A 26,591-nucleotide genomic window follows, 5' to 3' on the forward strand; every position below is an offset into this window, starting at 1 on the left:
GCACCATGACCGACCGAAGGCTCTGGTCGTACAAGGAGATCGCGGCGCACATCCGTGTGCAGCCGGACACCGTGCGGTCGTACCGCAAGCACGGGCTGCTGCCGCCGCCCGACCACGTCGAGGGCGGCAAGCCCTTCTGGTACGCGGACACCGTGCGCACCTGGGTCGCGTCCAGGCCGGGCAACCGGGGACGCAGAGAGGACTGACAGCCCGCCGGGCAACCCGGCCGCCTCGGGTACCCGGCGCTCCGGAAATCCCGGGGCGCCGGGTACCGGCTTCTGACACAGTCGGCCCATGAGCGACTTCTCCGCCAAACCCGTGCTGACCGGCGACAGGACCGTGCTGCGACCGTTCACGGCGGCGGACGCCGAGGTCATGGCGGAGATCATCGAGGACCCCGAGGTCGTCCGCCTCACCGGGCCACCCACCGGCGACCTCACCCTGGAGCGCCTGCGGTCCTGGTACGGCTCCCGGTCCGCCCAAGCGGACCGGCTCGACCTGGCCGTCACCGACCGCGCCGACGGTGGACTCGTCGGCGAGGTCGTCCTGTACGAGTACGACACCCACGCCCGCAGCTGCACGTTCCGCACCCTCATCGGCCCCCGGGGGCGCGGACGCGGCCTGGGCACCGAGGCCACCCGCCTCGTCGTCGGGTACGGCTTCGAGCAACTCGGGCTGCACCGGATCGAGTTGGAGGCCTACGGCCACAACGCCCGTGCTCTGCGGGTCTACGAGAAGGCCGGGTTCGTGGTCGAAGGGGTGCGGCGGGAGGCCGATCTGCGGGACGGCGAGTGGGTGGACTGGGTGGTCATGGGCATCCTCGACCGCGACTGGGCCGCCCTCAGCTCCACGGCTCGATGACCGTCACCCCCGCACCGGGAGCCGTACCCATCGCCGCCAGGGCGTCCGGGGCCGCGTCCAGGGGGATCGTGGACGTGACCAGCAGGTCCGGCCGCAGGACACCCGCCCGGACCAGTTCCAGCATCGGCGGGTAGGCGTGGGCGGCCATGCCGTGGCTGCCGAGGAGTTCGAGTTCCAGGCCGATCGCACGGGCCATCGGGACCGGGGTCGTACCGTCCGCCGAGGGCAGCAGGCCGACCTGGACATGCCGGCCGCGGCGACGCAGGGAGCCGACGGACGCAGCGCAGGTGGCCGGGGAGCCGAGGGCGTCCAGGGACACGTGGGCGCCGCCGCCGGTCAGCTCACGGATCGCCGCCGCGGTGTCGGGCACGGCCGTCGCGTCCACGCACTCGGCCGCGCCGAACTCCCTTGCCAGGGCGAGCGCTCGGGCAGACACGTCGACGGCCACCACCCGGGCACCCGAGGCCGCCGCGATCATCACCGCGGACAGGCCCACCCCGCCGCAGCCGTGCACCGCGACCCACTCCCCCGCGGCGGCCCTTCCCTGGTGCGACACCGCCCTGAACGCGGTGGCGAAACGGCAGCCCAGCGAGGCCGCCGTGGCGAAGGACATGTCCTGCGGCAGGGCCACGAGGTTCACGTCTGCGTGGTCCAGCGCCACGTACCGGGCGAACGATCCCCAGTGGGTGAAGCCGGGCTGTGTCTGGCGCTCGCAGATCTGGTGGTCGCCCGCGGCGCAGGACGCACAGGTACCGCAGGCGCAGACGAAGGGGACGGTCACCCGGTCGCCGGGCCGCCAGGCGTCCACCCGGGGGCCGACCGCTTCCACGACACCGGCGAGTTCATGGCCGGGAACGTGCGGGAGGACGATGTCCGGGTCGTGACCCTGCCAGCCGTGCCAGTCGCTTCTGCACAGGCCGGTGGCTTCCACGCGGACCACTGCGCCGTGGTCCGCCGGGTGGGGGTCGGGGACCTCACGCACCTCCAGAGGCTCGCCGTACTGTTCGAAGACCACCGCTCGCATGTGCCGTCCCCTCGCCGTTTCCGTCTGCGGGTTCATCGTCGCCGGTCGCGCGGGCCGTGCGCAGGCGGGGCTCCTCGGTACACATTCCTGCGGGCTCTGCCGGAGACGGGGATGCCGCGCGGGGTACTCGCCCCTTCCGGCACGGCCGGTGGACGGCGGTCGTCGGCGGGGTTGCGCCGGTGAGGCCGGACCGCCCGCCCGTCCGGCCTCCCCGACCCGACGGGACCCTTCTTTGAGAAATACCCCCTAGGGGTATAGTGTGTGCACCATAGACCCTGCACGCCTCTCATGAATCATGAGGAGAACGACATGACCGCACAGACCGACACCCCGGGTTCCGTCACCACCGTCTACAAGGTGAGCGGGATGAGCTGCGGACACTGCGAAGGAGCCGTCTCCGGTGAGATCTCCGAGATCGACGGGGTCGACTCCGTGAAGGCGGTCGCCTCCAGCGGGGAGGTGACGGTGGTCTCCTCGGCACCGCTCGACGAGGAAGCCGTACGGGCCGCCGTGGACGAGGCCGGGTTCGAACTGGTCGGGCGGGCCTGAGGGCACCGACCGCAGTGCCGTGTGAGGCCGCCGGGCGACTGACGGCCTCGTCATGGCTTGTCCTGCAGTTCCCCGCCCCGGCCCCCGAGGGCGTTGCCCAACCCTTCATGGAGAGTCACCCGACATGTCCAGCACCACTCAGGTTCCGACCACGCCGGTCGCCGAAGTCGAGCTCGTCATCGGCGGGATGACCTGTGCCTCGTGTGCGGCGCGGGTGGAGAAGAAGCTCAACCGGATGGACGGCGTCAGTGCCACCGTCAACTACGCGACCGAGAAGGCCAGGGTCAGCTACCCGGCCGGGATCGGGGTCGCCGACCTGATCGCGACCGTGGTGAAGACCGGGTACACGGCCGAGGAGCCCGCGCCGCCTGCGCGCGAAGAGGCCCAGGAGGCCCCCGAGCTCGCCGCCCTCCGTCAGCGGCTCGTCGTCTCCGCCGTGCTGGCCGTCCCCGTCGTCCTGCTCTCCATGATCCCCGCCCTCCAGTTCGACAACTGGCAGTGGCTCGCGCTCACCCTCGCCTCGCCCGTCGTCGTGTGGGGCGGGTGGCCCTTCCACAAGGCCGCCTGGACGAACATGAGGCACGCCGCGGCCACCATGGACACCCTGGTCTCGGTCGGTACCCTCGCCGCGTTCGGCTGGTCGCTGTGGGCGTTGTTCTTCGGTGACGCGGGGATGCCGGGCATGCGGGAGCGGTTCGAGTTCACCGTCGGCGGCATGGACGGCGCCTCGACGATCTATCTTGAGGTCGCCGCCGGGGTCATCGCCTTCATCCTGCTGGGCCGCTATCTGGAGGCCCGCGCCAAGCGGCACGCCGGGGCGGCCCTCAGGGCACTGCTGGAGCTGGGCGCCAAGGACGTCTGCGTGCTGCGGGACGGGCGCGAGGTCCGGATCCCGGCGGAGCGGCTGGGCGTCGGGGACCGGTTCGTCGTACGGCCCGGGGAGAAGATCGCGACCGACGGCACCGTCGTCGAGGGCGTCTCCGCGGTGGACGCGTCCATGCTGACCGGCGAGTCGGTACCCGTGGACGTCGGCGTCGGCGACATCGTCACCGGCGCGACCGTCAACGCCGGCGGGCGGCTCGTCGTGGAAACGACCCGGGTCGGGGCCGACACACAGCTCGCGCGGATGGCGAGGCTCGTGGAGGACGCGCAGAACGGCAAGGCGCAGGTGCAGCGGCTGGCCGACCGGATCTCCGCGGTGTTCGTGCCGGTCGTCCTCCTCATCGCGGTCGCCACCTTCGGCGGGTGGCTCGGCGCCACCGGGGACACCGTCGCCGCGTTCACCGCCGCCGTCGCCGTGCTGATCATCGCCTGCCCGTGCGCCCTCGGGCTGGCCACGCCGACCGCGCTCATGGTGGGCACCGGGCGCGGCGCCCAACTCGGCATCCTCATCAAGGGCCCCGAAGTCCTGGAGTCCACGCGCCGCGTCGACACCGTCGTCCTGGACAAGACCGGCACGGTCACCACCGGCCGGATGACCCTCCAGGAGGTCCACGTCGTCCGGGACGCCGACGAGAAGCAGGTGCTGCGGCTCGCGGGCGCACTGGAGCACGCCTCCGAGCACCCCGTGGCCCGCGCGGTCGCCGCGGGCGCCGAGGAGCGGGTTGGACCGCTGCCGCAGGCCGAGCGGTTCGAGAACGTACCCGGGAAGGGCGTACGCGGGCGCGTGGAGGGCCACGAGGTGGCCGTGGGGCGGCTGTTCGACGCGCTGCCCGTCGAGCTGGCCCGGGCGAAGGAAGAGGCCGAGCGGGACGGCCGTACGGCGGTCGTCGTCGGCTGGGACGGCGTGGCCCGGGGCGTCCTGGCCGTCGCCGACACGGTCAAGGAGACCAGCGCGGAGGCGGTGCGGTCACTGCGGGCGCTGGGGCTCACGCCGGTGCTGCTGACCGGGGACAACCGGGCGGTGGCCGAATCCGTGGCCCGGGCCGTCGGTATCCACGACGTGGTCGCCGAGGTGCTTCCCGAGGACAAGGTCGACGCCGTACGGCGGCTTCAGGGCGAGGGCCGTGTCGTCGCGATGGTCGGTGACGGGGTCAACGACGCGGCCGCGCTCGCCGCCGCCGACCTGGGCCTGGCGATGGGAACCGGGACCGACGCGGCGATCGAGGCGGGAGACCTGACCCTGGTGCGCGGGGATCTGCGCGTGGCCGCGGACGCGATCCGGCTCTCCCGGCGCACCCTGTCGACCATCAAGGGCAATCTCGTGTGGGCCTTCGGCTACAACGTGGCCGCGCTGCCGCTGGCGGCGGCGGGCTTGCTGAACCCGATGATCGCGGGCGCCGCGATGGCGTTCTCCTCGGTGTTCGTGGTGACCAACAGCCTGCGGCTACGTGCTTTCCGTTGAGGATCCTTTGACGGACCCGCTATGGAGTCCCGGGCCACGCTCACATAAGCTCTTCACAAGACTCGCGCATCGTCCTTACGCTGGGGTCCCGTTCGCTGTACCCGGGCTCTTGCGTATCTAACGGACATTTGCAAGAGACGCAGATCACAGTGATGCGAACGTAACCATCGAAGGGCTTCGAAGGTCTAAGTTGGCGATGTCAGGCAGCGTCTTGGGGGGCGCTGACTGACGTCTGAGGATGTCTTGGGGGACTTCCTCGGAGATGCGTTGCCGGGGCACGCACCTAGGGAAGCTTTGAGCGGCCCTCCCGACCGTGCGGTGTCCCGGCAGATCGCACACTGGAGTAGTACGAGGAGTTTTGCTCGTTCTGCTCAAACAGCGGTACAAGAAGTATCAAGAACAGCGATTCAGGCGCTGGTCTCTCAGACGCCCGGCCGGATCCCGTGGGGGGAATCCGCACCGGGACATGGGAAGGCGCCCTGGACGCCGGCCCGTGGGGGGACCGTCGCCAGGGCGCCTTCCGCTTTTCACTTCTACAAGCGTGCGCCGCACCCCTGAGGGGCGCAGGGAATCTGCGCGCCCAGCCATGGCCGGCCCGTGGACCGTCGCCAGGCCGCCACCGCTTTGCACGAGCATGCCGCACCCGCCCAAGGGGCGCGGGGAACTGCGCGGCCGGCCACAACCGGCCCGCAGCCGCCCACACTCCTCAAGCGGCGAAGTCCTACGCGTACCGCACTTCCACCGGCAAGGTGTCAGCGCTGCTCGACCGGGACGAAGTCGCGCTCGACGACACCCGTGTAGATCTGGCGCGGGCGGCCGATGCGGGATCCCGGCTCCTTGATCATCTCGTGCCACTGGGCGATCCAGCCCGGCAGGCGGCCGAGGGCGAACAGGACCGTGAACATCTCGGTCGGGAAGCCCATGGCGCGGTAGATGAGGCCCGTGTAGAAGTCGACGTTCGGGTAGAGGCTGCGCGAGACGAAGTAGTCGTCGGAGAGCGCGTGCTCCTCCAGCTTGAGCGCGATGTCCAGCAGCTCGTCGGACTTGCCGAGGGCCGAGAGGACGTCGTGCGCCGCAGCCTTGATGATCTTGGCGCGCGGGTCGAAGTTCTTGTAGACCCGGTGACCGAAGCCCATCAGCCGGACGCCCTCCTCCTTGTTCTTCACCTTGCGGATGAAGGAGTCGACGTCACCGCCGGAGGCCTGGATGCCTTCCAGCATCTCCAGGACGGACTGGTTGGCGCCGCCGTGCAGCGGGCCCCACAGGGCGTTGATGCCAGCGGAGATCGAGGCGAACATGTTCGCCTGGGACGAGCCGACGAGGCGGACCGTCGAGGTCGAACAGTTCTGCTCGTGGTCGGCGTGCAGGATGAGCAGCTTGTCCAGGGCCGCGACCACGACCGGGTCCAGGTCGTACTCCTGGGCGGGGACCGAGAAGGTCATACGCAGGAAGTTCTCGACGTAACCGAGGTCGTTGCGCGGGTAGACGAACGGGTGACCGATCGACTTCTTGTACGCGTACGCTGCGATCGTCGGAAGCTTGGCGAGCAGCCGGATCGTCGAGAGGTTGCGCTGCTTCTCGTCGAAGGGGTTATGGCTGTCCTGGTAGAACGTGGACAGCGCGGACACGACCGACGACAGCATGGCCATCGGGTGGGCGTCACGCGGGAAACCGCGGTAGAAGTTCTTGACGTCCTCGTGCAGCAGGGTGTGCTGCGTGATGTCGTTCTGGAACACGGTGAGCTCGTCGGTCTTCGGCAGCTCGCCGTTGATCAGCAGGTAGGCGACCTCCAGGAAGGTCGAGCTCTCGGCCAGCTGCTCGATCGGGTAGCCGCGGTACCGGAGGATGCCGGCCTCGCCGTCGAGATAGGTGACGGCGGATTTATAGGCGGCGGTGTTGCCGTAGCCGCTGTCCAGGGTGACCAGACCGGTCTGGGCACGGAGCTTCCCGATGTCGAAGCCCTTGTCGCCGACGGTGCTGTCGATCACCGGGTAGGTGTACTCGCCATCGCCGTACCGCACTACTACAGAGTTGTCGCTCACGTCATCCCTCACCGACGTTGTGCCTCTTCTTCGAGGTTGCCCTGACTGTCTCTACCATCCCCCATTTGGCGCAGGAGAGTGCACTCGGGGTCGGCCGTTGGGCGTATCGGCGGCACTGAGTGCCGCCAACTCGCCCATCCTGCCCCTCTCCTGCCACTTCCGGAAGAGCTCTGTGACCCACATGACTCATTTGATCGATCATTTTTTGTGAAGGCCCGACATTGACGCGCCTCACCGGCCCGCGAGCCGGAAGTCCAGCGCCGTGCAGCGCTGTCCCGCCGAGACCGTGCGCACCGCCTGACCGATCGCCTTGCGGGAGCCGACGAGGACGACCAGCTTCTTCGCCCGGGTGACCGCCGTGTAGAGCAGGTTCCGCTGCAGCATCATCCATGCACTGGTGGTGACGGGGATCACCACTGCGGGATATTCACTCCCCTGGGAACGATGGATGGTCACCGCGTACGCGTGCGCCAGTTCGTCCAGCTCGTCGAACTCGTACGGCACCTCCTCGTCCTCGTCCGTCAGCACGGTGAGGCGCTGGTCGACCGGATCGAGCGAGGTGACCACGCCCACGGTGCCGTTGAAGACACCGTTGGCGCCCTTCTCGTAGTTGTTGCGAATCTGGGTGACCTTGTCGCCGACCCGGAAGACCCGGCCTCCGAACCGCTTCTCCACGAGGTCAGGGCGGCCCGGGGTGATGGCCTGCTGGAGCAGGCCGTTGAGAGTGCCGGCGCCGGCGGGGCCGCGGTGCATGGGGGCGAGCACCTGGATGTCCCGGCGCGGGTCGAGCCCGAACTTGGCCGGAATCCGACGGGCCGCCACATCCACGGTGAGCCGCCCGACCTCCTCCGTGTCGTCCTCGACGAAGAGGAAGAAGTCCTTCATGCCGTCGGTGACGGGATGCTGTCCGGCGTTGATGCGGTGCGCGTTCGTCACGACGCCGGACTGCTGGGCCTGGCGGAACACGCGTGTGAGGCGCACCGCGGGCACCGGGCCGCCGTCGGCGAGGAGGTCGCGCAGGACCTCTCCGGCACCGACGCTGGGCAGCTGGTCCACATCGCCGACGAACAGCAGATGGGCCCCGGGCGGCACCGCCTTCACCAGCTTGTTGGCGAGCAGCAGGTCCAGCATGGACGCCTCGTCGACCACCACCAGGTCGGCGTCGAGCGGGCGGTCCTTGTCGTAGGCCGCGTCGCCGCCGGGCTTCAGCTCCAGCAGGCGGTGGACGGTGGAGGCCTCCGCGCCGGTGAGCTCCGCGAGGCGCTTGGCGGCCCTGCCGGTCGGGGCGGCGAGGACGACCTTGGCCTTCCTGGCGCGGGCCAGCTCCACGATCGAGCGGACCGTGAAGGACTTGCCGCAGCCGGGGCCGCCGGTGAGGACGGCGACCTTCTCGGTGAGCGCGAGCCTGACCGCGGCCTCCTGCTCGGGGGCGAGTTCGGTGCCGGTACGGGACTTCAGCCAGCCCAGCGCCTTGTCCCAGACCACGTCGCGGAAGGCCGGCATCCGGTCCTGGTCGGTGCGCAGGAGGCGCAACACCTGGGCGGAGAGGGAGAGTTCGGCGCGGTGGAAGGGGACGAGGTAGATCGCGGTGACGGACTCCGAGCCGTCCCCCGGGCCGGGCACCTTCTCCCGTACGACCCCTGGCTCGCCGGAGTCCTGGTCGGGCAGGGCGAGTTCGGCCAGGCACTCGATGACCAGGCCGGTGTCGACCTGGAGGAGCTTGACCGCGTCGGCGATCAGCCGCTCCTCGGGGAGGTAGCAGTGCCCCTGGTCGGCGGACTGCGAAAGGGCGTACTGCAGGCCCGCCTTGACGCGCTCCGGGCTGTCGTGGGGGATGCCGACGGACTGGGCGATCTTGTCGGCGGTGAGGAAGCCGATGCCCCAGACGTCGGTCGCGAGCCGGTAGGGCTGGTTCTTCACGACGGAGATCGAGGCGTCGCCGTACTTCTTGTAGATGCGCACCGCGATGGAGGTGGACACCTCGACGGTCTGGAGGAAGAGCATGACCTCCTTGATCGCCTTCTGTTCCTCCCAGGCGTCGGCGATCTTCTTGGTGCGCTTGGGGCCGAGGCCGGGGACCTCGATCAGCCGCTTCGGCTCCTCCTCGATGACCGTCAGGGTGTCCACGCCGAAGTGCTGGGTGATGCGGTCGGCGAAGACGGGCCCGATGCCCTTGACCAGGCCCGAGCCGAGGTAGCGGCGGATGCCCTGAATGGTGGCCGGCAGGACGGTCGTGTAGTTCTCGACGGTGAACTGCTTGCCGTACTGCGGGTGGGAGCCCCAGCGGCCCTCCATTCGCAGGGACTCCCCCGCCTGGGCACCTAGCAGCGCGCCGACGACGGTGAGGAGATCGCCGCCGCCCCTGCCGGTGTCGACGCGGGCGACCGTGTAGCCGTTCTCCTCGTTGGCGTAGGTGATCCGCTCCAGGACGCCTTCGAGTACGGCGAGCTGTCGTTCGCCCGTGGAAGCCCCCGCCTGATTGGACATGATCCGACGGTACCGCCCGGCACCGACAGCCCGACCGGCCCGGCCGTCCCGCGCTCGCCGACCTCGTCCGATCTGCTCCCACCGGAGCCGCCCCCCTGGCGCCCCCGACATCACGATCGGGTATCGAGATCCGGCCAAGGGCTTGCCCAACCCTCGTGTAATCGATTCCAATCCTCGGTACACGAAGTCGTGTAATCGATTCCACGAGGAGGTGGAGCGGCGATGGCGAGTATCAAGGACGTCGCTGCGGAGGCAGGGGTCTCCGTCGCCACGGTGTCGCGCGTCCTGAACGACCACCCGTCGGTCAGCACGGACGCACGCACGCGTGTGCTGGCCGCCGTCGAGGCGCTGGGCTATCGCCCGAACGCCGTCGCCCGCTCCCTGCGCACCGACCAGACCCACACCCTCGGCCTGGTCATCAGCGACGTCATGAACCCCTACTTCACCGAGCTGGCCCGCTCCGTGGAGGAGGAGGCCCGCGCACTGGGCTACAGCGTGATCATCGGCAACGCCGACGAGCGGCCCGCCCTCCAGGACCACCACGTACGGAACCTGCTCGACCGCCGTATCGACGGCCTCCTGGTCTCCCCCACCGACGGCGGCTCCCCGCTGATGCTGGGCGCCGTGCGCGCGGGGACGCCGATGGTCTTCGTGGACCGGTGGATCCCCGGGGTGGCCGTGCCGGTCGTCCGGGCCGACGGGCGGGCCGCGATACGGGATCTCGTCGCCCATCTGCACGGACTGGGGCACCGGCGGCTCGCGATCATCGCGGGCCCCGCGGCCACCACCACCGGCCAGGAGCGCGTGACCGTCTTCCGGGAGGCCCTCCAGGCGTACGGCCTCGATCTGCCCGACGCCTACATAGGCCAGGGCGACTTCCAGGCCGAGAGCGGTCGGCGGGTCACCGAGGGCTTCCTCGACCTGCCCGAGCCGCCCGAGGTCGTCTTCGCCGCCGACAACCTGATGGCGCTCGGCGCGCTGGACGCCGTACGCGCGCGTGGGCTGCGCGTCCCCGACGACCTCGCCCTGGCCGCGTTCGACGACATCCCGTGGTTCGTGCACACCGATCCGCCCATCACCGCGATCGCCCAGCCCACGGGGGAGCTGGGGCGGGCCGCCGTACGGGCGCTCGTGGACCGCATCGAGGGGCGGCACCCCGAGTCCGTCATCCTCCCCGCCCGTCTCGTCGTTCGCCGCTCCTGCGGTGAGGCCGCCCCGGAGAACGTCGCAGTGAACCCCGTAACGAACAGGAGCAAGCCGTGAGCAACCAGGACGAGTTGCTGCGCATCGAGGGCATTCGGAAGTCCTTCCCCGGCGTGGTCGCGCTCGACGGCGTCGACTTCGACCTGCGCCGGAGCGAGGTGCACGTGCTGCTCGGCGAGAACGGCGCCGGCAAGAGCACGCTGATCAAGATGCTGTCGGGCGCCTACCACCCCGACGAGGGCCGGGTCCTGGTGGACGGCGAGGAGGTGCACATCCGCGGGGCGCAGGACGCCGAGCGGCTGGGCATCGCCACCATCTACCAGGAGTTCAACCTCGTCCCCGACCTCACGGTCGCCGAGAACATCTTCCTGGGCCGGCAGCCGCGCCGCCTCGGGATGATCGACCGCAAGACGATGGAGGCCGACGCCGAGGCGCTGCTGGGGCGCGTCGGCGTCAACGTCTCGCCCCGCGCGCGTGTCCGCGAACTCGGCATCGCCCGGCTCCAGATGGTCGAGATCGCCAAGGCGCTCAGTCTGAACGCGCGCGTGCTGATCATGGACGAGCCGACCGCGGTGCTCACCTCCGAGGAGGTCGACAAGCTCTTCGCGATCGTGCGCACGCTGCGCGAGGACGGCGTCGGGATCGTCTTCATCACGCACCACCTGGAGGAGATCGCCGCCCTGGGCGACCGGGTCACGGTCCTCCGGGACGGGAAGTCCGTCGGGCAGGTGCCCGCCACCACGCCCGAGGACGAGCTCGTACGCCTGATGGTGGGGCGCTCCATCGAGCAGCAGTACCCGCGCGAGCGCGGCGACACCGGTCAGGCCCTGCTGAAGGTCGAGGGCCTCACCCGTGACGGTGTCTTCCACGACATCGGCTTCGAGGTGCACGCCGGTGAGGTCGTCGGCATCGCCGGACTGGTCGGGGCCGGCCGTACCGAGGTGGCGCGGGCGGTGTTCGGCGCGGATCCGTACGACAAGGGGGCCGTGAAGGTCTCCGGGACGGCCCTGAAGGGGCATGACGTGGGCGCCGCCATGGCGGCCGGTATCGGGCTGATCCCCGAGGACCGCAAGGGCCAGGGCCTGGTGCTCGACCAGACGGTCGAGGAGAACCTGGGCCTGGTGACCATGCGGTCCGCCACGCGCGCGGGGCTCGTCGACCTCAAGGGGCAGCGCGAGGCCGCAGCGCGGATCGCCGAGCAGCTCGGCGTGCGGATGGCCGGACTCCAGCAGCACGTCCGTACGTTGTCCGGCGGCAACCAGCAGAAGGTCGTCATCGGCAAGTGGCTGCTCGCCGACACGAAGGTGCTCATCCTCGACGAGCCGACGCGCGGGATCGACGTCGGCGCCAAGGTCGAGATCTACCAGCTCATCAACCAACTCACCGCGGCAGGGGCCGCCGTCCTCATGATCTCCAGCGACCTGCCCGAGGTGCTCGGCATGAGCGACCGGGTGCTCGTGATGGCCCAGGGCCGGATCGCCGGCGAACTCGACGCCGACGAGGCCACGCAGGACTCCGTGATGGCACTCGCCGTCAGCAACCCCACGACCGACAAGGAGGCCGCTCGTGGCCACTGACACGCTCAAGAGCAGGGCGGGCGCCGACAGCGCCGCCGGCGGTCTGCGCCGACTGCTCCTCGACAACGGCGCGCTCACCGCGCTGATCGTCCTCGTCATCGCCATGTCGGCGCTGTCGGGCGACTTCCTCACCACCGACAACCTGCTCAACGTCGGCGTCCAGGCGGCCGTGACCGCCGTCCTCGCCTTCGGTGTGACCTTCGTGATCGTCTCGGCGGGCATCGACCTGTCGGTCGGCTCGGTGGCGGCCCTGTCGGCCACCGTCCTCGCCTGGACCGCCACCTCGCACGGGGTGCCGGTCTTCATGGCGGTGGTGCTCGCCGTCGTCACCGGCATCGCGGCCGGTCTCGTCAACGGCTTCCTGATCGCCTACGGCAAACTGCCCCCGTTCATCGCGACCCTGGCGATGCTCTCGGTGGCCCGCGGTCTGTCGCTGGTGATCTCCGAGGGCTCCCCGATCGCCTTCCCCGACTCCGTCTCGCACCTCGGTGACACGCTCGGCGGCTGGCTGCCGGTGCCCGTCCTCGTCATGGTCGTCATGGGGCTCCTCGCGGCCTTCGTCCTCGCACGGACCTACATCGGCCGCTCCATGTACGCGATCGGCGGCAACGAGGAGGCGGCCCGGCTCTCCGGGCTGCGGGTGAAGAAGCAGAAGCTCGCCATCTACGCCCTCTCCGGTGTCTTCGCCGCCGTCGCGGGTGTCGTGCTCGCCGCCCGCCTCTCGTCCGCGCAGCCGCAGGCCGCCGACGGCTACGAGCTGGACGCGATCGCCGCCGTCGTCATCGGCGGTGCCTCGCTGGCCGGCGGCACCGGCAAGGCCTCCGGGACGCTGATCGGCGCGCTGATCCTGGCGGTGCTCAGGAACGGCCTCAACCTGCTGAACGTGTCCGCGTTCTGGCAGCAGGTCGTCATCGGCGTCGTCATCGCGCTGGCGGTGCTCCTGGACACCCTGCGCCGCAAGGCCGGGGCCACCCCGGTGACCGGTGCCTCGCAGGGCGGCAGGGGGCGCCAGGCGGCGACGTACGGGCTCGCGGCCGTCGTCACCGTGGCGATCGTCGGCGCGACCTCCTTCCTGCACAACGGCTCGTCCTCGACGGCGAACCCGAAGATGGGTCTGTCGCTGTCCACCCTCAACAACCCCTTCTTCGTGCAGATCCGGGCGGGCGCCCAGGCCGAGGCGAAGAAACTGGGCGTGGACCTGACCGTCACCGACGCCCAGAACGACGCCTCCCAGCAGGCCAACCAGCTGCAGAACTTCACCAGTTCGAGCCTCGACGCGATCATCGTCAACCCGGTGGACTCGGATGCGGCGAGCAACTCCGTGAAGGCCGCCGACAAGGCGAAGATCCCGGTCATCGCGGTGGACCGCGGCGTCAACAAGGCCTCCGTGGACGCTCTCGTGGCCTCCGACAACATCGCCGGCGGTGAGCTGGCCGCCAAGTCCATCGGCGAGAAGCTCGGCGGCAAGGGCAAGATCGTGATCCTCCAGGGCCAGGCCGGTACGTCCGCCGCCCGTGAGCGCGCGCAGGGTTTCGCACAGGGTCTGAAGGCCTACCCGGGCATCCAGGTCGTCGCGCAGCAGCCCGCCGACTTCGACCGCACCAAGGGCCTCGACGTGATGTCGAACCTGCTCCAGGCCCACTCCGACGTCCAGGGCGTCATCGCCGCCAACGACGAGATGGCGCTCGGCGCGATCAAGGCGCTGGGCTCCAAGGCCGGCACGTCGGTCTCGGTGGTCGGCTTCGACGGCACACCGGACGGCCTGACCGCGGTGAAGAACGGAACGATGTACGCATCCGTGGCACAACAGCCGTCGCAACTGGGCAAAATCGCGGTGGACAACGCGCTCAAGGCCCTCCAGGGCAAGAAGGTCGAGGAGACGATCAAGGTGCCGGTGAAGGTGGTCACCAAGGAGAACGTGGCCGGGTTCACGGGCTGACGACGGCGCACCGGCGGGCGGCCGCTTCGGCCACCCGCCCCACGTCACCGACTAGGGGAGTCATCCATGTACGACTACGACCTACTGGTCGTAGGGTCGGCCAACGCCGACCTGGTGATCGGCGTAGAGCGGCGGCCCGCGGCCGGCGAGACGGTGCTCGGCTCGGACCTGGCCGTGCACCCGGGGGGCAAGGGCGCCAACCAGGCGGTCGCGGCGGCCCGGCTGGGCGCGCACACGGCCCTGCTCGCCCGGGTCGGCGACGACGGCCACGGCCGGCTCCTCCTGGACTCGCTGCGGGCGGCCGGTGTCGACACGGTGGGCGTGCTGGTGGGCGGGGCGCCCACCGGCGTCGCGCTGATCACCGTCGACCCGTCCGGGGACAACAGCATCGTGGTGTCGCCGGGCGCCAACGGGCGGCTCACTCCGGGTGACGTACGGGCCGCGACCAGCCTCTTCCACGCCTCCCGGGTGGTGTCGACACAGCTGGAGATCCCGCTGGAGACGGTCGTGGAGGTCGTACGGAACCTGGCGCCGGACAGCCGCTTCGTGCTGAACCCGTCGCCGCCGCGGCCGTTGCCGACCGAGGTGCTGGCCGCCTGCGACCCGCTGATCGTCAACGAGCACGAAGCGAAGGTGATCCTCGGGGACGCCTGTGTGAGCGACGCGCCCAAGGACTGGGCTCGGCTGCTGCTCGCCAAGGGGCCGAAGTCGGTGGTCGTGACGCTGGGCGCGGAGGGCTCCCTGGTGGCGTCCTCCTCCGCGGGCGTGACCCGGGTGGCGTCGGTGAAGGTGGACGCGGTGGACACCACGGGTGCGGGCGACGCCTTCACGGCGGCGCTGGCCTTCCGGCTGGGGGCGGGTGCCTCCCTGACGGAGGCGGCGGCCTACGCGTCCCGGGTCGGGGCGGTCGCGGTGACCCGGGAGGGCGCGCAGGACTCCTTCCCGACGGCGGACGAGGTCGAGGCGCTGTGAAGAAGGCCGGAATCCTGAACCGTCAACTGTCCGGTGCGATAGCCGAGTTGGGGCACGGGGACGGGGTGCTGGTGTGTGACGCCGGCATGCCGATTCCCGACGGTCCGCGCGTGGTCGACCTGGCGTTCCTCGCCGGGGTGCCGTCGTTCGCGGAGGTGCTTGACGGGCTGCTCGCCGAGCTGGTCGTGGAGGGGGCGACGGCGGCGACGGAGGTGCGCGGCGCGAACACGGAGGCGTCCACGCTGCTGGACGCCCGCTTCCCCGAGCTGGACCTGGTCTCCCACGAGAAGCTCAAGGAGCTGTCGGCGCGGGCCCGACTGGTCGTCCGCACGGGCGAGGCGCGGCCGTATGCGAACGTGCTGCTCAGGTGCGGGGTGTTCTTCTAGTCCGGTGGCCGCACACACTTCGAAGGGGCCCGGTCCGTAGACCGGGCCCCCTCGGTTTTCCCTCCCCGTCAGAACCCCCGCGATCCCCCCGGATCCCCCTCCAAGAGTCCTGATGCCATGTACGACGGGCGAGGTGGGGAGAGGGTTGTACGGTTCTCCGGAATTTTTTTGTCCGTCATTCCTGACCACTCACATGGTGTGGGCCACGAAGCGTTCGGCGGTCTCGGCGAGGACCTCGCGGCCGTCCCGGGCCCACAGGGCATCGTTGAACAGTTCGACCTCGATGGCGCCCGTGTAGCCGGCCGCCTCGACGTACCCCTGCCACTCCCGCATGTCGATCGAGCCGTCGCCGATCTGGCCGCGGCCGTTGAGGACCCCCTCGGGGAGCGGGGTCGTCCAGTCGGCGAGCTGGAAGGTGTGGATACGGCCGCCTGCGCCCGCGCGGGCGATCTGCGCGGGCGCGTTGTCGTCCCACCAGATGTGGTACGTGTCCACCGTGACGCCGACCTGCTGGGCAGGGAAACGCTCCGCCAGGTCGAGGGCCTGGGTGAGCGTCGAGACCACGCAGCGGTCGGAGGCGTACATGGGGTGCAGCGGCTCGATGGCCAGCCGCACCCCGTGCTCCTCCGCGTACGGGCCCAGGACGGACAGGGCGTCCGCGATGCGCTCACGGGCGCCGTGCAGGTCCTTCGAACCGGCCGGGAGGCCGCCCGAGACCAGGACCAGGGTGTCGGTGCCCAGCGTCGCCGCCTCGTCGACCGCACGCCGGTTGTCGTCCAGGGCCGCCGCCCGCTCGTCCGGGTCGATCGCCGTGAAGAACCCGCCGCGGCACAGGGTGGTGACGGTCAGCCCCGCGTCGCGGACCAGCTTGGCCGTCTCCTCGACACCGTACGACTGAACGGGCTCGCGCCACAGGCCGATGTTGCCGATGCCCAACTCCCGGCAGGCGTCGACCAGTTCCGGGATCGACAGCTGCTTGACCGTCATCTGGTTGATGGAGAAGCGGGACAGGTCGCCGGTCACTGGGTCACCCCGTACAGCGAGAGCAGGTTCTTCATGCGCTCCTCGGCCGTCTTCGGGTCCGGGAACAGGCCCAGGCCGTCGGCGAGTTCGTAGGCGCGCGTGAAGTGCGGGAGGGAGCGGGCCGACTGGAGGCCGCCGACCATCGTGAAGTGGCTCTGGTGGCCGGCCAGCCAGGCCAGGAAGACCACGCCCGTCTTGTAGAAGCGGGTGGGCGTCTGGAAGAGGTGGCGGGACAACTCGACCGTGGGGTCGAGGAGTTCACGAAAACCCTTGGCGTCGCCGGTGTCCAGGACGCGGACCGCCTCGGCGGCCAGCGGGCCCAGCGGGTCGAAGATGCCGAGCAGGGCGTGGCTGAAGCCCTGCTCGTCGCCCGCGATCAGCTCGGGGTAGTTGAAGTCGTCGCCGGTGTAGCAGCGGACGCCCTGCGGGAGCCGGCGGCGGATGTCGATCTCGCGCTGGGCCTCCAGGAGCGAGACCTTGATGCCGTCGACCTTGTCCGGGTGGGCCGCGATGACCTGGAGGAACGTGTCCGTGGCCGCGTCGAGGTCGCTGGAGCCCCAGTAGCCATCGAGGGCCGGGTCGAACATCGGGCCGAGCCAGTGCAGGATCACCGGCTCGGTGGACTGGCGCAGGAGGTGGCCGTAGATCTCCAGGTAGTCCTCGGGGCCCTTCGCCGCGGTCGCGAGTGCCCGGGAGGCCATCAGGATGGCCTGCGCGCCGGACTCCTCGACGAGGGCGAGCTGCTCCTCGTAGGCGGCGCGGACCTCCGCGAGCGTGGCCGGCCCGGTGAGCTGGTCGGTGCCCACGCCGCAGGCGATGAGACCGCCGACCGACTTGGCCTCGGCGGCGCTGCGGCGGATCAGCTCGGCCGCGCCCGCCCACTCCAGGCCCATCCCGCGCTGGGCGGTGTCCATCGCCTCGGCGACGCCGAGTCCGTGCGACCACAGGTGGCGGCGGAAGGCGAGGGTGGCGTCCCAGTCGACGGCGGCCGGGGAGTCCGGCGTGCTGTCGGCGAACGGGTCGGCGACGACGTGCGCCGCCGAGAAGACCGTGCGGGAGGTGAAGGGGGTGCCGGGGGTGGCGGCGAGGGGCTCCTTGCGGGGCTCGTAGGCCCTGAAGCCCCCCTGGAAGTCGGGGAGTCGGATCGTCACAGCGAGATCTCCGGGACGTCGAGACGGCGGCCCTCGGCCGAGGACTTCAGGCCCAGTTCGGCGAGCTGGACGCCGCGGGCGCCGGCGAGGAGGTCCCACTGGTAGGGGGCGTCGGCGTAGACGTGCCGGAGGAAGAGCTCCCACTGGGCCTTGAAGCCGTTGTCGAACTCCGCGTTGTCCGGGACTTCCTGCCACTGGTCGCGGAAGACCTCGGTCGCCGGGATGTCCGGGTTCCAGACGGGCTTGGGGGTGGCGCTGCGGTGCTGGACGCGGCAGTTGCGCAGACCGGCGACGGCGGAGCCCTCGGTGCCGTCGACCTGGAACTCGACGAGCTCGTCGCGGTTGACGCGGACGGCCCAGGAGGAGTTGATCTGGGCGATGGCGCCGCTGTCGAGTTCGAAGATGCCGTAGGCGGCGTCGTCGGCGGTGGCGTCGTAGGGCTTGTCGTTCTCGTCCCAGCGCTGCGGGATGTGGGTGGCGGTGAGGGCCTGGACGGTCTTCACCCGGCCGAAGAGCTCGTGGAGCACGTACTCCCAGTGCGGGAACATGTCGACAACGATGCCACCGCCGTCCTCGGCGCGGTAGTTCCAGGAGGGGCGCTGGGCGGTCTGCCAGTCGCCCTCGAAGACCCAGTAGCCGAACTCTCCGCGGATCGAGAGGATGCGGCCGAAGAAGCCGCCGTCGATGAGGCGCTTCAGCTTGAGCAGTCCGGGCAGGAAGAGCTTGTCCTGGACGACGCCGTGCTTGATGCCCTTCGCCTCGGCGAGGCGGGCCAGCTCCAGGGCGCCGTCGAGGCCGGTGGCGGTGGGCTTCTCGGTGTAGATGTGCTTGCCGGCGGCGATCGCCTTCTTGATGGCCCCCTCGCGCGCGGAGGTCACCTGAGCATCGAAGTAGATCTCGACGGTCGGATCGGCGAGGACCGCGTCGACGTCGGTGGAGATGTTCGCCGGGTCCAGGCCGTGCTGCTCGGCGAGGGCCTTGAGCGCGTGCTCGCGGCGGCCGACGAGGATCGGCTCGGGCCACAGCACGTCGCCGTCGCCGAGGTCGAGCCCGCCCTGTTCACGGATCGCGAGGATCGACCGGACGAGGTGCTGGCGGTAGCCCATGCGCCCCGTCACACCGTTCATGGCGATACGCACCGTCTTGCGTGTCACGTCATTCCCTTCATAGGCGTCGTACGCGGTTGTGCGCGCCGCGCACGCCCCCCACTGACGAGCGTTACAGCAAGCGCTTTCTATCTCTGAAGAAGCTAGCCTCTGACCAGCGGTCTGGACAAGACCGCAACAGGGGTGAGTTGTTCGAGGGGGCGAACAACTCAGGCTAATGGGCTTAGGGTCGGTCTTCTGGATCAGGTCGGCTGTGACATACGGCTCCTCTCGACAGGTCGAGCTGGGGCCGGTGCGTGCAGCCGCGACGACAAGGCCGTGGACGCGCGTGCCCGGGGCCCACGGCGCCGACATGATCCGGGGGACCGGCCCCGAGGCCGGCCCGGAACCGGGCCCCGGGTGCCCGCGTGTACGACGGAGTACGACTGAGATGCGCTGCGGCGCGCGACCGGAGGACGACGAGATGACGGTGACCCTGGCGGACGTGGCGGCCCGCGCCCAGGTCTCCCCCGCGACGGTGTCGCGCGTACTGAACGGGAACTACCCCGTGGCCGCGACCACCCGTGAGCGGGTGCTGCGGGCCGTGGACGAGCTGGACTACGTGCTGAACGGTCCGGCGAGCGCGCTCGCCGCCGCCACGTCGGATCTCGTCGGGATCCTGGTGAACGACATCGCCGACCCCTTCTTCGGGATCATGGCCGGCGCCATCCAGTCCGAGATCGGGGGGCCGGGCGGGCGCGCGGGCGGTGAGCGGCTCGGTGTGGTGTGCAACACGGGTGGCTCTCCGGAGCGGGAGCTGACGTATCTCACCCTGCTGCAGCGGCAGCGGGCGGCGGCGGTCGTACTGACCGGCGGGGCCATGGAGGACGCGCCGCACCAGGCCGCGATGTCCGCCAAGCTGCGCAAGCTGGCGGACGCGGGCACCCGGATCGTGCTGTGCGGGCGGCCTCCGGCGCCGGAGACCGGGGCGGTCGCGCTGACCTTCGACAACCGGGGCGGGGGCCGCGAGCTGACCGAGCACCTCATCGGGCTCGGGCACCAAAAGCTCGGGTACATCGCGGGGCCGGAGGAGCGCACGACGACCCGGCACCGGCTGGAGGGGCACCGGACGGCCCTCGATGCGCACGGGATCACCGAGGACCCGCGCTGGACCGTGTACGGCCGCTACGACCGGCGGTCCGGGTACGAGGCCACGCTGGAGCTGCTGCGCCGGGATCCGTCGCTGACGGCCGTCGTCGCCGCGAACGACTCCGTGGCGCTGGGGGCGTGCGCGGCCCTGCGGGACTCCGGGCTGCGGATCCCCGACGACGTGTCCGTCGCCGGGTTCGACGATCTGCCGTTCAGCATCGACGTGGTACCCGCGCTGACGACGGTGCGGTTGCCGTTGGCGGAGGCGGGGGCCCGGGCGGGACGGATCGCCATGGGGCGGGAGGAGCCGCCGCCCGGGGGGATCGCGACGGTTCGGGGAGAGCTGATGGTTCGGGGGTCTTCGGGGGCTCCTCGGGGGTGAGGAGGCGGGGGTCTTCGGGGGCTGCCCGGAGGTGAGGAGGCGGGGACGGGTGCGGGCCGGTGGGGGCTGGGCGCGCAGTTCCCCGCGCCCCTTCAGTGGGTGCAGTCGCTCCGGCTCCTCCGCGACTTCCCAGGTGTGCCGGAACGACTTGGCTCGGCCTCGCCCCGCCTACCGCGTGGCGGCACCCTGGCGGCGTGCCCGCAACAGGGCTCCTTGAAGCGGGAGTTCGTGATGGGTGCCCGGGGTGAAGCCGGCCTCCTGGAGGAGTTGGCGGTAGTGGGCCCCGGTGCGTTCGCGGCCACCGACGTTGCACAGCATGTGGATGTCCCAGGCGGTGGCGAGACAGGGGCGGGGGTCCGTGGGCAGGAGACGTTCGATCAGCAGGAGTTCCGTGCCCGGGGCCATCGACCGGGCGCAACGGCGCAGGAGTGCCAGGCACTGCGCGTCGTCCCAGTCGTGCAGGACCCGGGAGAGGATGTAGAGGTCGCCTCCCTCAGGGATCCCCGAGGTGAAGTCCCCGGTCACGAAGCGGCAGCGGTCGGTCAGGCCCGCGGCGGCGAAGGCCTTCTCGGCGGACTCCACCGCGTGGGAGCGTTCCAGGAGCACGCCGTTCAGGTGCGGGGCGACTTGGAGGAGGCGCCTCAGGAGTTCGCCGTTGCCTCCGGCCACGTCCACCACGGTGCGGTGGGCCGAGAGCTCCACCAGGTCCGGAACGGGCGCGAACATCGGGGCACTCGCGGCCATCGCCCGGTCGAAGAGGTCCGCGAGTTCGGGGTGGCGGGCGAAGTACACGAAGTGATGCTCGCCGTAGAGGTGCGCGAAGCCCTCCTCCCCCGTGCGGACCGCGTGCAGGAGTTCACCGAACGACTGGTAGAACGGTCCGCCGTAGAGACGGGCCAGCGGGTGGAACGAGGCGCTGGAGCCGGTACGCAACGGCTCTCCCAGTTCGGTGAGATGGTACGAGCCGTCTGCGGCCGCCCTCACCAACCCGAGGCCGGCCAGATACCGCAACAGTCGCCCCAGGCTGTCGGGGTGACTGCCGCTCAGGTCGGCCAGGGTCTCGCAGTCCGCGCCCGGGTGGCTGTCCAGGTGGTCCGCGAGCCGGAGTTCGGCGGCCACCGCGATCGCCTGGGTGGTCCAGGCTCCCGTCATCAGGTGCAGCAGGCGGTCGCGTGCCGGTTCGGCCCGGCCCGGGGACTGCGGTGCCGCCGTGCGACGCAGGTGTGCCGCCAGGAGCTCGGGATGCCGACCGGGGACGTACAGCTCGATGCGGTGGTCCGTGGCCGTGCGGAAGTAGAGGACGGTCGCGTTCTCGTGCGGGTTGTGGCCACCGCCTTCGGCCAAGGCTCCGGCCCGGTCCAGCAGCAGGGTGGTCAGGCCGTGCAGGACGAGCGGGGTGGGGGCTACGGCCTCGAAGGCGGTGTGCGCCTCGTGACCGGCGGCGCGTTCGGCCGCCGCGACGAGCGCGAGCTCCGATCCTTCGGGCACCTCCAGGGCGAAGAGCTCCACCTCGGCGCGTCCGTCGGCCTCGCCGTACGCCTCCTCCCCCGTCACCGCCACCCGCACGATCGCCACCGGCAGTTCCCCGGCCGGTCTCCCGTACCGCTGTGCGAGCCGCCCGCGCACCACCACGCTCGGCGTCGGCTCCCCCGCGTGCAGCCCCCGCGCCGACAGTTCCTCACGGAGCCCCTCCATCGTGCGCGGGAACACGAGAAGGGCGGTGTGAGCCAGCCTCAGGTGGCGGCCGATCTCCTCTCTCTCCGCCGCGGTCAGCGACGGCAGAAGCGCGTCGAGGGCGCTTGCCGTGTCGTTTCTCCGGATGAACTCGGACGCCTGCTCGATACGGTCGAGATCTGCCGGGGGGAGACAGCACTCGGGCGCCGACGCAATGGCCATGGGTGTGGGTGTCCTCGGGTCGATGGGTGAGGGGTGAGGGGTGGGACAGTCGCTGGGGAGGGTGGCGGGGTCGTACCGTCGACGGCCGTCCGGCCACAGCGCGCGCTTGGGGCACAGGGTGCAGGGCCCAAGGGCGCCTACACGCCTACGTAGTTGTCCGCGAAGTAGTGCTGCTGAGTCCTGGACGTCCGCAGGCTGTCCAGGCGGGAGGTGCGCAGGGCGCGCAGGAAGCGGGACTCCTCGTCGTCCCCGGCGGGCGCGTGCAGCAGGCCGATCATCCAGTGGGAGAACTCCTGGGCCCGCCAGATCCGCGGCAGGCAGGTGGCCGAGTACCGGGCCAACGGCCCCTCGTCACCGTGGTGGACGGCGGCGGCGAAGGCGTCTGCCAGGGCCTCCGCCGCCATGACGGCGAGGTTGGCGCCCTTCGCCGCCGAGGGGCTGATCAGGCCGGCCGCATCGCCCGCCAGGTACAGCCGCCCGTACTGCATCGGGTCGAGGACGTCCGACTCCAGATCGACCACCGCACGTTCCAGGACGGGTCCGCGGCGAAGCGGGCCGAACCGTTCCGCCCGCATCCGCAGGTCGAGTTCGTCCCATACAGCGCTGTCGCTCCATGCATCCGGATCGGTGCCCTCGGGGCACTGGAGGTAGTAGCGGGTGACGGTCGCGGTGCGGGCCATGTGGCCGGCGAACCCGCGGTCGTGCACCGCGTAGGTCACCGAGGACAGTGAGGGCGGGGCCTCGACGAGCAGCGCCAGCCAGGACACGCCGTGCCGACGCCGGTGCGCTCGCGTGGCCCCCGCCGGAAGCCGCCTGCGGCACACGCCCTGACGGCCGTCGCACCCGGCGACGTAACGGCCCGTCAGCCGTCGCTCGGTGCCGTCCGCTTCGTGCGTCACCAGCCACGGCCGCTCGCCGTCCACCCCGCCCACCTCGGTCACCGCGGTGTCGAAGCGCAGATCACCGCCGCGTCGCAGGAATTCGGCCACCAGGTCCGCCACCAGTTCCTGCTGCGGATAGACGGTGTGCACTTCGCCCCGGCCCAGTTCGCCGTACCGGAGGGTGAACTCTCCCTGCTCACCGCGGAAGACGCAGGTGTCGTGCTGCCGTCCGCGCGCCAGCAGCCCGGCACCGAGGCCGTTGTCGACGAGGACACGGACGGTGTGGGCCGCCAGATAGCCTGCCCGCGCCCGCCGTTCGACGTGGGCACGGCTGCTCCGCTCCACGATCAGGCAGTCGACACCGGCCGCCAGCAGCAGGTTGCCGAGCACCAGCCCGGCGGGCCCGGCACCGACGATCAGTACCGTTACCTCGTCCTCAAACGGACGCTTTGTCACTTTTCGCTCCAGCTCATCCATTGATCATGTGGATTAATAGCAGAGCGGGGAGATTGAGTGGCTGAAACATGACGCGCACCATGGCCGGGGCCGGCGGGTCAGGCCCGGCAGAACACCGCTGACCTGCCGTGATGCGACCGCCAGGACCGCGGGATCGTCACACGGGTTCATTCGTTCGAGGATGAGGATGAAGACAAGGAGGACGCGGAGGAGGGAAAGCGTGGGCGGGCCCTCACGACCGGAGATGGGCCCTCGCGGACCGCTCCACCCGCGCCCGGTGCGTGGCTCACCAGAGATCCGATCCGCCGTGATCCCCACCGATGATTTCCGCGCCCGCCCCCGGTCTGTACTGCCGTCATCGCCCGAGCGGGAGAGCAATCCCCAGCGGGAGAGCAACCCCGCGCCGAAGAGCAACAAGGAACCGGAGTGAGTCCCATGCGTATCGTGATCAGTGAGTTCATCAGTCTGGATGGTGTCGTGCAGGCCCCGGGTGGGCCGGAGGAGGACACCGACGGTGGGTTCGCGCACGGCGGCTGGTCGCATCCGTACTTCGACGAGGAGGTGCTCGGTTCCGCGTTCATGGAGGGGATGGAGCGGGCCGAGGCGCTGCTGTACGGGCGGCGGACCTATCTGACGATGGCCGGGGCGTGGCCGGAGCGGGCCGGGGATCCGTTCGCCGACCGGCTGAACTCCCTGAAGAAGTACGTGGTCACGGACACCCTCGGTGATGACGAGCTGACGTGGAACAACACCGAGCGGATCCCGGGCGGCGAGGCCGTCGCGCGGATCCGTGAGCTGCGGGCCCGCGAGGGCGGCGAGCTGGCGATGATGGGCAGCCCGACCCTGGTCCGCACCCTCATCAGTGAGGGGCTGGTCGACGAGCTCCAGCTCATCGTGATGCCGGTGATCCTCGGCGGCGGCAAGTCGATCTTCCCGGAGGACGGCGGGAAGCGGCCCTTCGAGCTCGTGTCCACGGTCGCCGGGAAGACGGGCGTGCAGCTGTGCGTGTACCGGCCCGCACCCGACGCCGGCCAGGCGCAGGGGTAGCCGCGGTGGGCGCGGCCGTCCTACGCTCAGTCCATCGATATCTCTGACTGAGTCAAGTATCCGGGGGTCGACCGATCATGACCGTCCAGGACATCCGCGCCTTCAACCGCTTCTACACGAACGTGATCGGCGCCCTCGACTACAGCCGCCACCTCTACGCCCCCTTCACCCTCACCGAGTCCCGCGTCCTGTACGAACTCGCGCACTCGGCCCGCACCGACGCGGCCGATCTGCGGACCGAACTCTCCCTGGACGCCGGGTACTTGAGCCGGATCCTGAACAAGTTCGAGCAGGACGGGCTGATCGAGCGCGCGGCCTCACGACAGGATCCGCGCCGACGCCATGTCACGCTCACCGCACGCGGCCGGGAGACCGCCGCGCTGCTCGCGGAGCGCGCGGACGAATCCGTGGGCGCGCTCCTCGCGACCGTGCCGCCGGTCGAACGGCCCCGGCTCGCCGAGGCGATGCACACCGTCCGCGCCCTGCTCTCCGACGGCCGCCCGCCGCGCCGCGAGGACGTCTTCCTGCGCGAGCCGGGCCCCGGCGACCTCGGGTGGATGGTGGCCCGCAACGCGGCCCTGTACTCCGCCGAGTACGGCTTCAACGCCGACTACGAGGGCCTGGTCGCGAGGATCGTCGCCGACTTCGCGCAGGACCACGATCCGCATCTGGAGCGGGTCTGGATCGCCGAGCTGGACGGGCGCCCGGTGGGGTGCGTGATGTGCGTACGGGACGACGCGCCCGGCACGGCCCGGCTGCGGCTGCTCCTCGTCGAGCCGGCCGCGCGCGGACTCGGCATCGGGGACCGGCTGGTGGCGGCCGTCGTCGGCTTCGCGCGCCACGCCGGCTACCGCGACCTGGTGCTGTGGACCAACGACGTCCTCGCCGCCGCCCGCCGCGTCTACCAGCGCCACGGGTTCGTCCTGGCCGCCGAGAAACCCCACCGCTCCTTCGGCAGGGACCTGAACGGCCAGGACTGGCGGCTGGACCTCACCGACTCGGCCGGGCGAGAGTAGAACCATGAAACTGGCGTTCTCCACCCTCGGTGTCCCCGGCCTCCCCCTCTCGGACGTGCTACGGCTCGCGACCTCGCACGGCTATCACGGCGTGGAACTGCGCGCGCATCCGGAGGAGCCGGTGCACCCCGGTATCGGGCTCGCGGAACGGGCCGACGCGGTGGCCGAGTTCAAGGCGGCGGGAGTCGAGGTCCTCGGTGTCGCCGGGTACGCGCGTGTCGCCGCGCCGGGCGACGACGAGCCCGTGGTCGAGGAGATCCACCGTCTCCTGGACCTGGCCCGTGACCTCGGTGCCGGTTTCGTCCGGGTCTTCCCCGGCGCCGCCCCCGACCAGTCCCGCGAGGAGGCCGACGCCACGGCCGCCCGGCGGCTCGGCACGGCCGCGGAGTACGCGGGCGACCTCGACGTACGGATCCTGCTCGAAACCCATGACTCGCACCGCACGGGTGCCGAGGCGATCCGGGTCCTCGGCCCGGTCGGCCACCGTCAGGTCGGCTCGCTCTGGGATGTCATGCACACCTGGCTCGGTGGCGAGCAGCCCTCCGAGACCTACGCGGCCCTCGCCCCGCATCTCGGATATGTGCAGGTCAAGGACATCGCGTCCGCCGAGGACACCACCCCGGTCGCGCTCGGCGCGGGTGTCCTGCCGCTCGCGGAGTGCGTGGAGGTCCTCTCCCGGCACAGCTGGGACGGGTGGCTGTGCTGGGAGTACGAGAAGCGCTGGTACGAGAACGCGGCACCCCTGGAGGACCTGCTGAGCGCGGGCCGCGAGCACCTGGCCCGGCTGCTCAACGACTCGGCGTAGGCGAGCGGGAGGGGGTCACGCGGATCCGCGCGAGGCCTGCCAGGCGGGACCACCGACGGGACCCCCTGCCGGACCGCGGCCGGTGCCGCCACAGCGGCCGTCCGGTCCGGGAGTCGTCGGCGACGACCGGTGCGTCCGGCAGCGCGGACAGGACTCCGGCCTTCGTCTGCCAGTCGCTGAACACGCCCTGAAAGAGCGGGTGTACGGCCTCGACGGGCAGCGACCTCTTCAGTACGGCCATGACTACGTCCTCCTGCTCGTGTCTGCTCTCGTGTCTGCTGAAGCTCACTGTCGACGTTAGGGAGAAACGGCTCGC

At 70.8% G+C, this 26,591-nt stretch carries 22 protein-coding genes; 13 read left to right on the forward strand and 9 right to left on the reverse strand.

Features of this window, described 5'->3' with window-relative positions:
* Nucleotides 1–5: 5 nt before the first annotated feature.
* Nucleotides 6–206: a helix-turn-helix transcriptional regulator gene (locus OHT57_RS18970; RefSeq protein WP_123989353.1), complete on the forward strand. Its 201-nt coding sequence runs from the start codon at nucleotides 6–8 to the stop codon at nucleotides 204–206.
* 88 nt (nucleotides 207–294) lie between these two features.
* Nucleotides 295–861, forward strand: a complete 567-nt coding sequence (locus tag OHT57_RS18975; protein ID WP_328747623.1) for a GNAT family N-acetyltransferase — start codon at nucleotides 295–297, stop codon at nucleotides 859–861.
* On the opposite strand, the gene OHT57_RS18980 is transcribed toward OHT57_RS18975, so the two are convergent.
* The gene (locus OHT57_RS18980; protein WP_328747624.1) at nucleotides 842–1,885 is read right to left on the reverse strand and encodes a zinc-dependent alcohol dehydrogenase family protein; all 1,044 of its coding nucleotides are present in this window, start codon (nucleotides 1,883–1,885) and stop codon (nucleotides 842–844) included. The two genes, OHT57_RS18975 and OHT57_RS18980, sit on opposite strands and share 20 nt — an antisense overlap.
* 309 nt (nucleotides 1,886–2,194) lie before the next feature.
* On the opposite strand from OHT57_RS18980, the gene OHT57_RS18985 reads away from it, so the two are divergent.
* Nucleotides 2,195–2,434 carry a heavy-metal-associated domain-containing protein gene (locus tag OHT57_RS18985; protein WP_328747625.1) on the forward strand — a complete coding sequence of 80 codons (240 nt, stop codon included), beginning with the start codon at nucleotides 2,195–2,197 and terminating at the stop codon, nucleotides 2,432–2,434.
* A 124-nt stretch (nucleotides 2,435–2,558) separates the two neighbouring features.
* Nucleotides 2,559–4,778, forward strand: a complete 2,220-nt coding sequence (locus tag OHT57_RS18990; protein WP_328747626.1) for a heavy metal translocating P-type ATPase — start codon at nucleotides 2,559–2,561, stop codon at nucleotides 4,776–4,778.
* A gap of 752 nt (nucleotides 4,779–5,530) precedes the next feature.
* Here the strand turns inward: OHT57_RS18990 and OHT57_RS18995 are convergent.
* A complete protein-coding gene (locus tag OHT57_RS18995; protein WP_328747627.1) occupies nucleotides 5,531–6,820 on the reverse strand; it encodes a citrate synthase in 1,290 nt (429 codons plus the stop codon).
* Between the two features lie 231 nt (nucleotides 6,821–7,051).
* Nucleotides 7,052–9,307, reverse strand: a complete 2,256-nt coding sequence (gene recD2, locus OHT57_RS19000; protein WP_328747628.1) for an SF1B family DNA helicase RecD2 — start codon at nucleotides 9,305–9,307, stop codon at nucleotides 7,052–7,054.
* 222 nt (nucleotides 9,308–9,529) lie between these two features.
* Between recD2 and OHT57_RS19005 the strand changes: the two genes are divergently transcribed.
* The 5 genes from OHT57_RS19005 to rbsD all read left to right on the forward strand — a co-directional run bounded on the left by OHT57_RS19005 (nucleotide 9,530) and on the right by rbsD (nucleotide 15,384).
* Nucleotides 9,530–10,570 (forward strand): LacI family DNA-binding transcriptional regulator, encoded by a 1,041-nt coding sequence (locus OHT57_RS19005; protein ID WP_328747629.1) that lies wholly within the window; start codon nucleotides 9,530–9,532, stop codon nucleotides 10,568–10,570.
* A complete protein-coding gene (locus tag OHT57_RS19010; RefSeq protein ID WP_328747630.1) occupies nucleotides 10,567–12,087 on the forward strand; it encodes a sugar ABC transporter ATP-binding protein in 1,521 nt (506 codons plus the stop codon). Before OHT57_RS19005 ends, OHT57_RS19010 begins: the two co-directional genes overlap by 4 nt.
* The gene (locus OHT57_RS19015) at nucleotides 12,077–14,026 is read left to right on the forward strand and encodes an ABC transporter permease/substrate-binding protein (RefSeq protein ID WP_328747631.1); all 1,950 of its coding nucleotides are present in this window, start codon (nucleotides 12,077–12,079) and stop codon (nucleotides 14,024–14,026) included. The genes OHT57_RS19010 and OHT57_RS19015 overlap by 11 nt, the downstream gene beginning before the upstream one ends.
* Nucleotides 14,027–14,092: 66 nt before the next feature.
* Nucleotides 14,093–14,998: a ribokinase gene (locus OHT57_RS19020; protein WP_328747632.1), complete on the forward strand. Its 906-nt coding sequence runs from the start codon at nucleotides 14,093–14,095 to the stop codon at nucleotides 14,996–14,998.
* Nucleotides 14,995–15,384, forward strand: coding sequence for a D-ribose pyranase (gene rbsD / locus OHT57_RS19025; protein WP_328747633.1), 390 nt, complete (start codon nucleotides 14,995–14,997; stop codon nucleotides 15,382–15,384). The genes OHT57_RS19020 and rbsD overlap by 4 nt, the downstream gene beginning before the upstream one ends.
* Nucleotides 15,385–15,573: 189 nt before the next feature.
* Here the strand turns inward: rbsD and OHT57_RS19030 are convergent, their stop codons facing one another.
* Genes OHT57_RS19030 through OHT57_RS19040 form a run of 3 tightly spaced genes read right to left on the reverse strand, consistent with a single transcriptional unit; the run spans nucleotide 15,574 to nucleotide 18,712 of the window.
* Entirely contained in the window at nucleotides 15,574–16,371 is a 798-nt protein-coding gene (locus OHT57_RS19030; RefSeq protein WP_328753246.1) for a sugar phosphate isomerase/epimerase family protein, read from the reverse strand.
* A 32-nt stretch (nucleotides 16,372–16,403) separates the two neighbouring features.
* The gene (locus OHT57_RS19035; protein WP_328747634.1) at nucleotides 16,404–17,558 is read right to left on the reverse strand and encodes a dihydrodipicolinate synthase family protein; all 1,155 of its coding nucleotides are present in this window, start codon (nucleotides 17,556–17,558) and stop codon (nucleotides 16,404–16,406) included.
* On the reverse strand, nucleotides 17,555–18,712 hold the full coding sequence (locus OHT57_RS19040) for a Gfo/Idh/MocA family protein (RefSeq protein WP_328747635.1): 1,158 nt from the start codon (nucleotides 18,710–18,712) through the stop codon (nucleotides 17,555–17,557). Before OHT57_RS19040 ends, OHT57_RS19035 begins: the two co-directional genes overlap by 4 nt.
* 415 nt (nucleotides 18,713–19,127) lie before the next feature.
* Between OHT57_RS19040 and OHT57_RS19045 the strand changes: the two genes are divergently transcribed.
* The gene (locus tag OHT57_RS19045) at nucleotides 19,128–20,174 is read left to right on the forward strand and encodes a LacI family DNA-binding transcriptional regulator (protein ID WP_328747636.1); all 1,047 of its coding nucleotides are present in this window, start codon (nucleotides 19,128–19,130) and stop codon (nucleotides 20,172–20,174) included.
* A gap of 168 nt (nucleotides 20,175–20,342) precedes the next feature.
* On the opposite strand, the gene OHT57_RS19050 is transcribed toward OHT57_RS19045, so the two are convergent.
* Together OHT57_RS19050 and OHT57_RS19055 are read right to left on the reverse strand one after the other, a co-directional pair.
* Nucleotides 20,343–22,070, reverse strand: a complete 1,728-nt coding sequence (locus tag OHT57_RS19050) for a methyltransferase (protein WP_328747637.1) — start codon at nucleotides 22,068–22,070, stop codon at nucleotides 20,343–20,345.
* Between the two features lie 137 nt (nucleotides 22,071–22,207).
* Entirely contained in the window at nucleotides 22,208–23,407 is a 1,200-nt protein-coding gene (locus OHT57_RS19055; protein ID WP_328747638.1) for a 4-hydroxybenzoate 3-monooxygenase, read from the reverse strand.
* A gap of 435 nt (nucleotides 23,408–23,842) precedes the next feature.
* Here OHT57_RS19055 and OHT57_RS19060 point away from each other — a divergent pair, with 435 nt between their 5' ends.
* From OHT57_RS19060 to OHT57_RS19070, 3 genes are all read left to right on the forward strand, one after another.
* Nucleotides 23,843–24,454 (forward strand): dihydrofolate reductase family protein, encoded by a 612-nt coding sequence (locus tag OHT57_RS19060; RefSeq protein WP_328747639.1) that lies wholly within the window; start codon nucleotides 23,843–23,845, stop codon nucleotides 24,452–24,454.
* A gap of 77 nt (nucleotides 24,455–24,531) precedes the next feature.
* The gene (locus OHT57_RS19065) at nucleotides 24,532–25,470 is read left to right on the forward strand and encodes a bifunctional helix-turn-helix transcriptional regulator/GNAT family N-acetyltransferase (RefSeq protein ID WP_328747640.1); all 939 of its coding nucleotides are present in this window, start codon (nucleotides 24,532–24,534) and stop codon (nucleotides 25,468–25,470) included.
* Between the two features lie 4 nt (nucleotides 25,471–25,474).
* Entirely contained in the window at nucleotides 25,475–26,275 is an 801-nt protein-coding gene (locus OHT57_RS19070; protein ID WP_328747641.1) for a sugar phosphate isomerase/epimerase family protein, read from the forward strand.
* Here OHT57_RS19070 and OHT57_RS19075 read toward each other — a convergent pair.
* Complete coding sequence (locus tag OHT57_RS19075) at nucleotides 26,259–26,516, reverse strand: hypothetical protein (RefSeq protein WP_328747642.1); 258 nt, start codon at nucleotides 26,514–26,516, stop codon at nucleotides 26,259–26,261. The two genes, OHT57_RS19070 and OHT57_RS19075, sit on opposite strands and share 17 nt — an antisense overlap.
* Nucleotides 26,517–26,591: the final 75 nt, after the last annotated feature.

Source organism: Streptomyces sp. NBC_00285, from assembly GCF_036174265.1.
In the GTDB taxonomy this organism is placed as follows: domain Bacteria; phylum Actinomycetota; class Actinomycetes; order Streptomycetales; family Streptomycetaceae; genus Streptomyces.

Bases quoted from the DNA above. Each gene is read 5' to 3' on its own strand.
- OHT57_RS18970 (WP_123989353.1), top strand. From the start codon at position 6: ATGACCGACCGAAGGCTCTGGTCGTACAAGGAGATCGCGGCGCACATC.
- OHT57_RS18975 (WP_328747623.1), top strand. From the start codon at position 295: ATGAGCGACTTCTCCGCCAAACCCGTGCTGACCGGCGACAGGACCGTG.
- OHT57_RS18980 (WP_328747624.1), bottom strand. From the start codon at position 1,885: ATGCGAGCGGTGGTCTTCGAACAGTACGGCGAGCCTCTGGAGGTGCGT.
- OHT57_RS18985 (WP_328747625.1), top strand. From the start codon at position 2,195: ATGACCGCACAGACCGACACCCCGGGTTCCGTCACCACCGTCTACAAG.
- OHT57_RS18990 (WP_328747626.1), top strand. From the start codon at position 2,559: ATGTCCAGCACCACTCAGGTTCCGACCACGCCGGTCGCCGAAGTCGAG.
- recD2 (WP_328747628.1), bottom strand. From the start codon at position 9,307: ATGTCCAATCAGGCGGGGGCTTCCACGGGCGAACGACAGCTCGCCGTA.
- OHT57_RS19005 (WP_328747629.1), top strand. From the start codon at position 9,530: ATGGCGAGTATCAAGGACGTCGCTGCGGAGGCAGGGGTCTCCGTCGCC.
- OHT57_RS19020 (WP_328747632.1), top strand. From the start codon at position 14,093: ATGTACGACTACGACCTACTGGTCGTAGGGTCGGCCAACGCCGACCTG.
- OHT57_RS19030 (WP_328753246.1), bottom strand. From the start codon at position 16,371: ATGACGGTCAAGCAGCTGTCGATCCCGGAACTGGTCGACGCCTGCCGG.
- OHT57_RS19045 (WP_328747636.1), top strand. From the start codon at position 19,128: ATGACGGTGACCCTGGCGGACGTGGCGGCCCGCGCCCAGGTCTCCCCC.
- OHT57_RS19050 (WP_328747637.1), bottom strand. From the start codon at position 22,070: ATGGCCATTGCGTCGGCGCCCGAGTGCTGTCTCCCCCCGGCAGATCTC.
- OHT57_RS19060 (WP_328747639.1), top strand. From the start codon at position 23,843: ATGCGTATCGTGATCAGTGAGTTCATCAGTCTGGATGGTGTCGTGCAG.
- OHT57_RS19065 (WP_328747640.1), top strand. From the start codon at position 24,532: ATGACCGTCCAGGACATCCGCGCCTTCAACCGCTTCTACACGAACGTG.
- OHT57_RS19070 (WP_328747641.1), top strand. From the start codon at position 25,475: ATGAAACTGGCGTTCTCCACCCTCGGTGTCCCCGGCCTCCCCCTCTCG.
- OHT57_RS19075 (WP_328747642.1), bottom strand. From the start codon at position 26,516: ATGGCCGTACTGAAGAGGTCGCTGCCCGTCGAGGCCGTACACCCGCTC.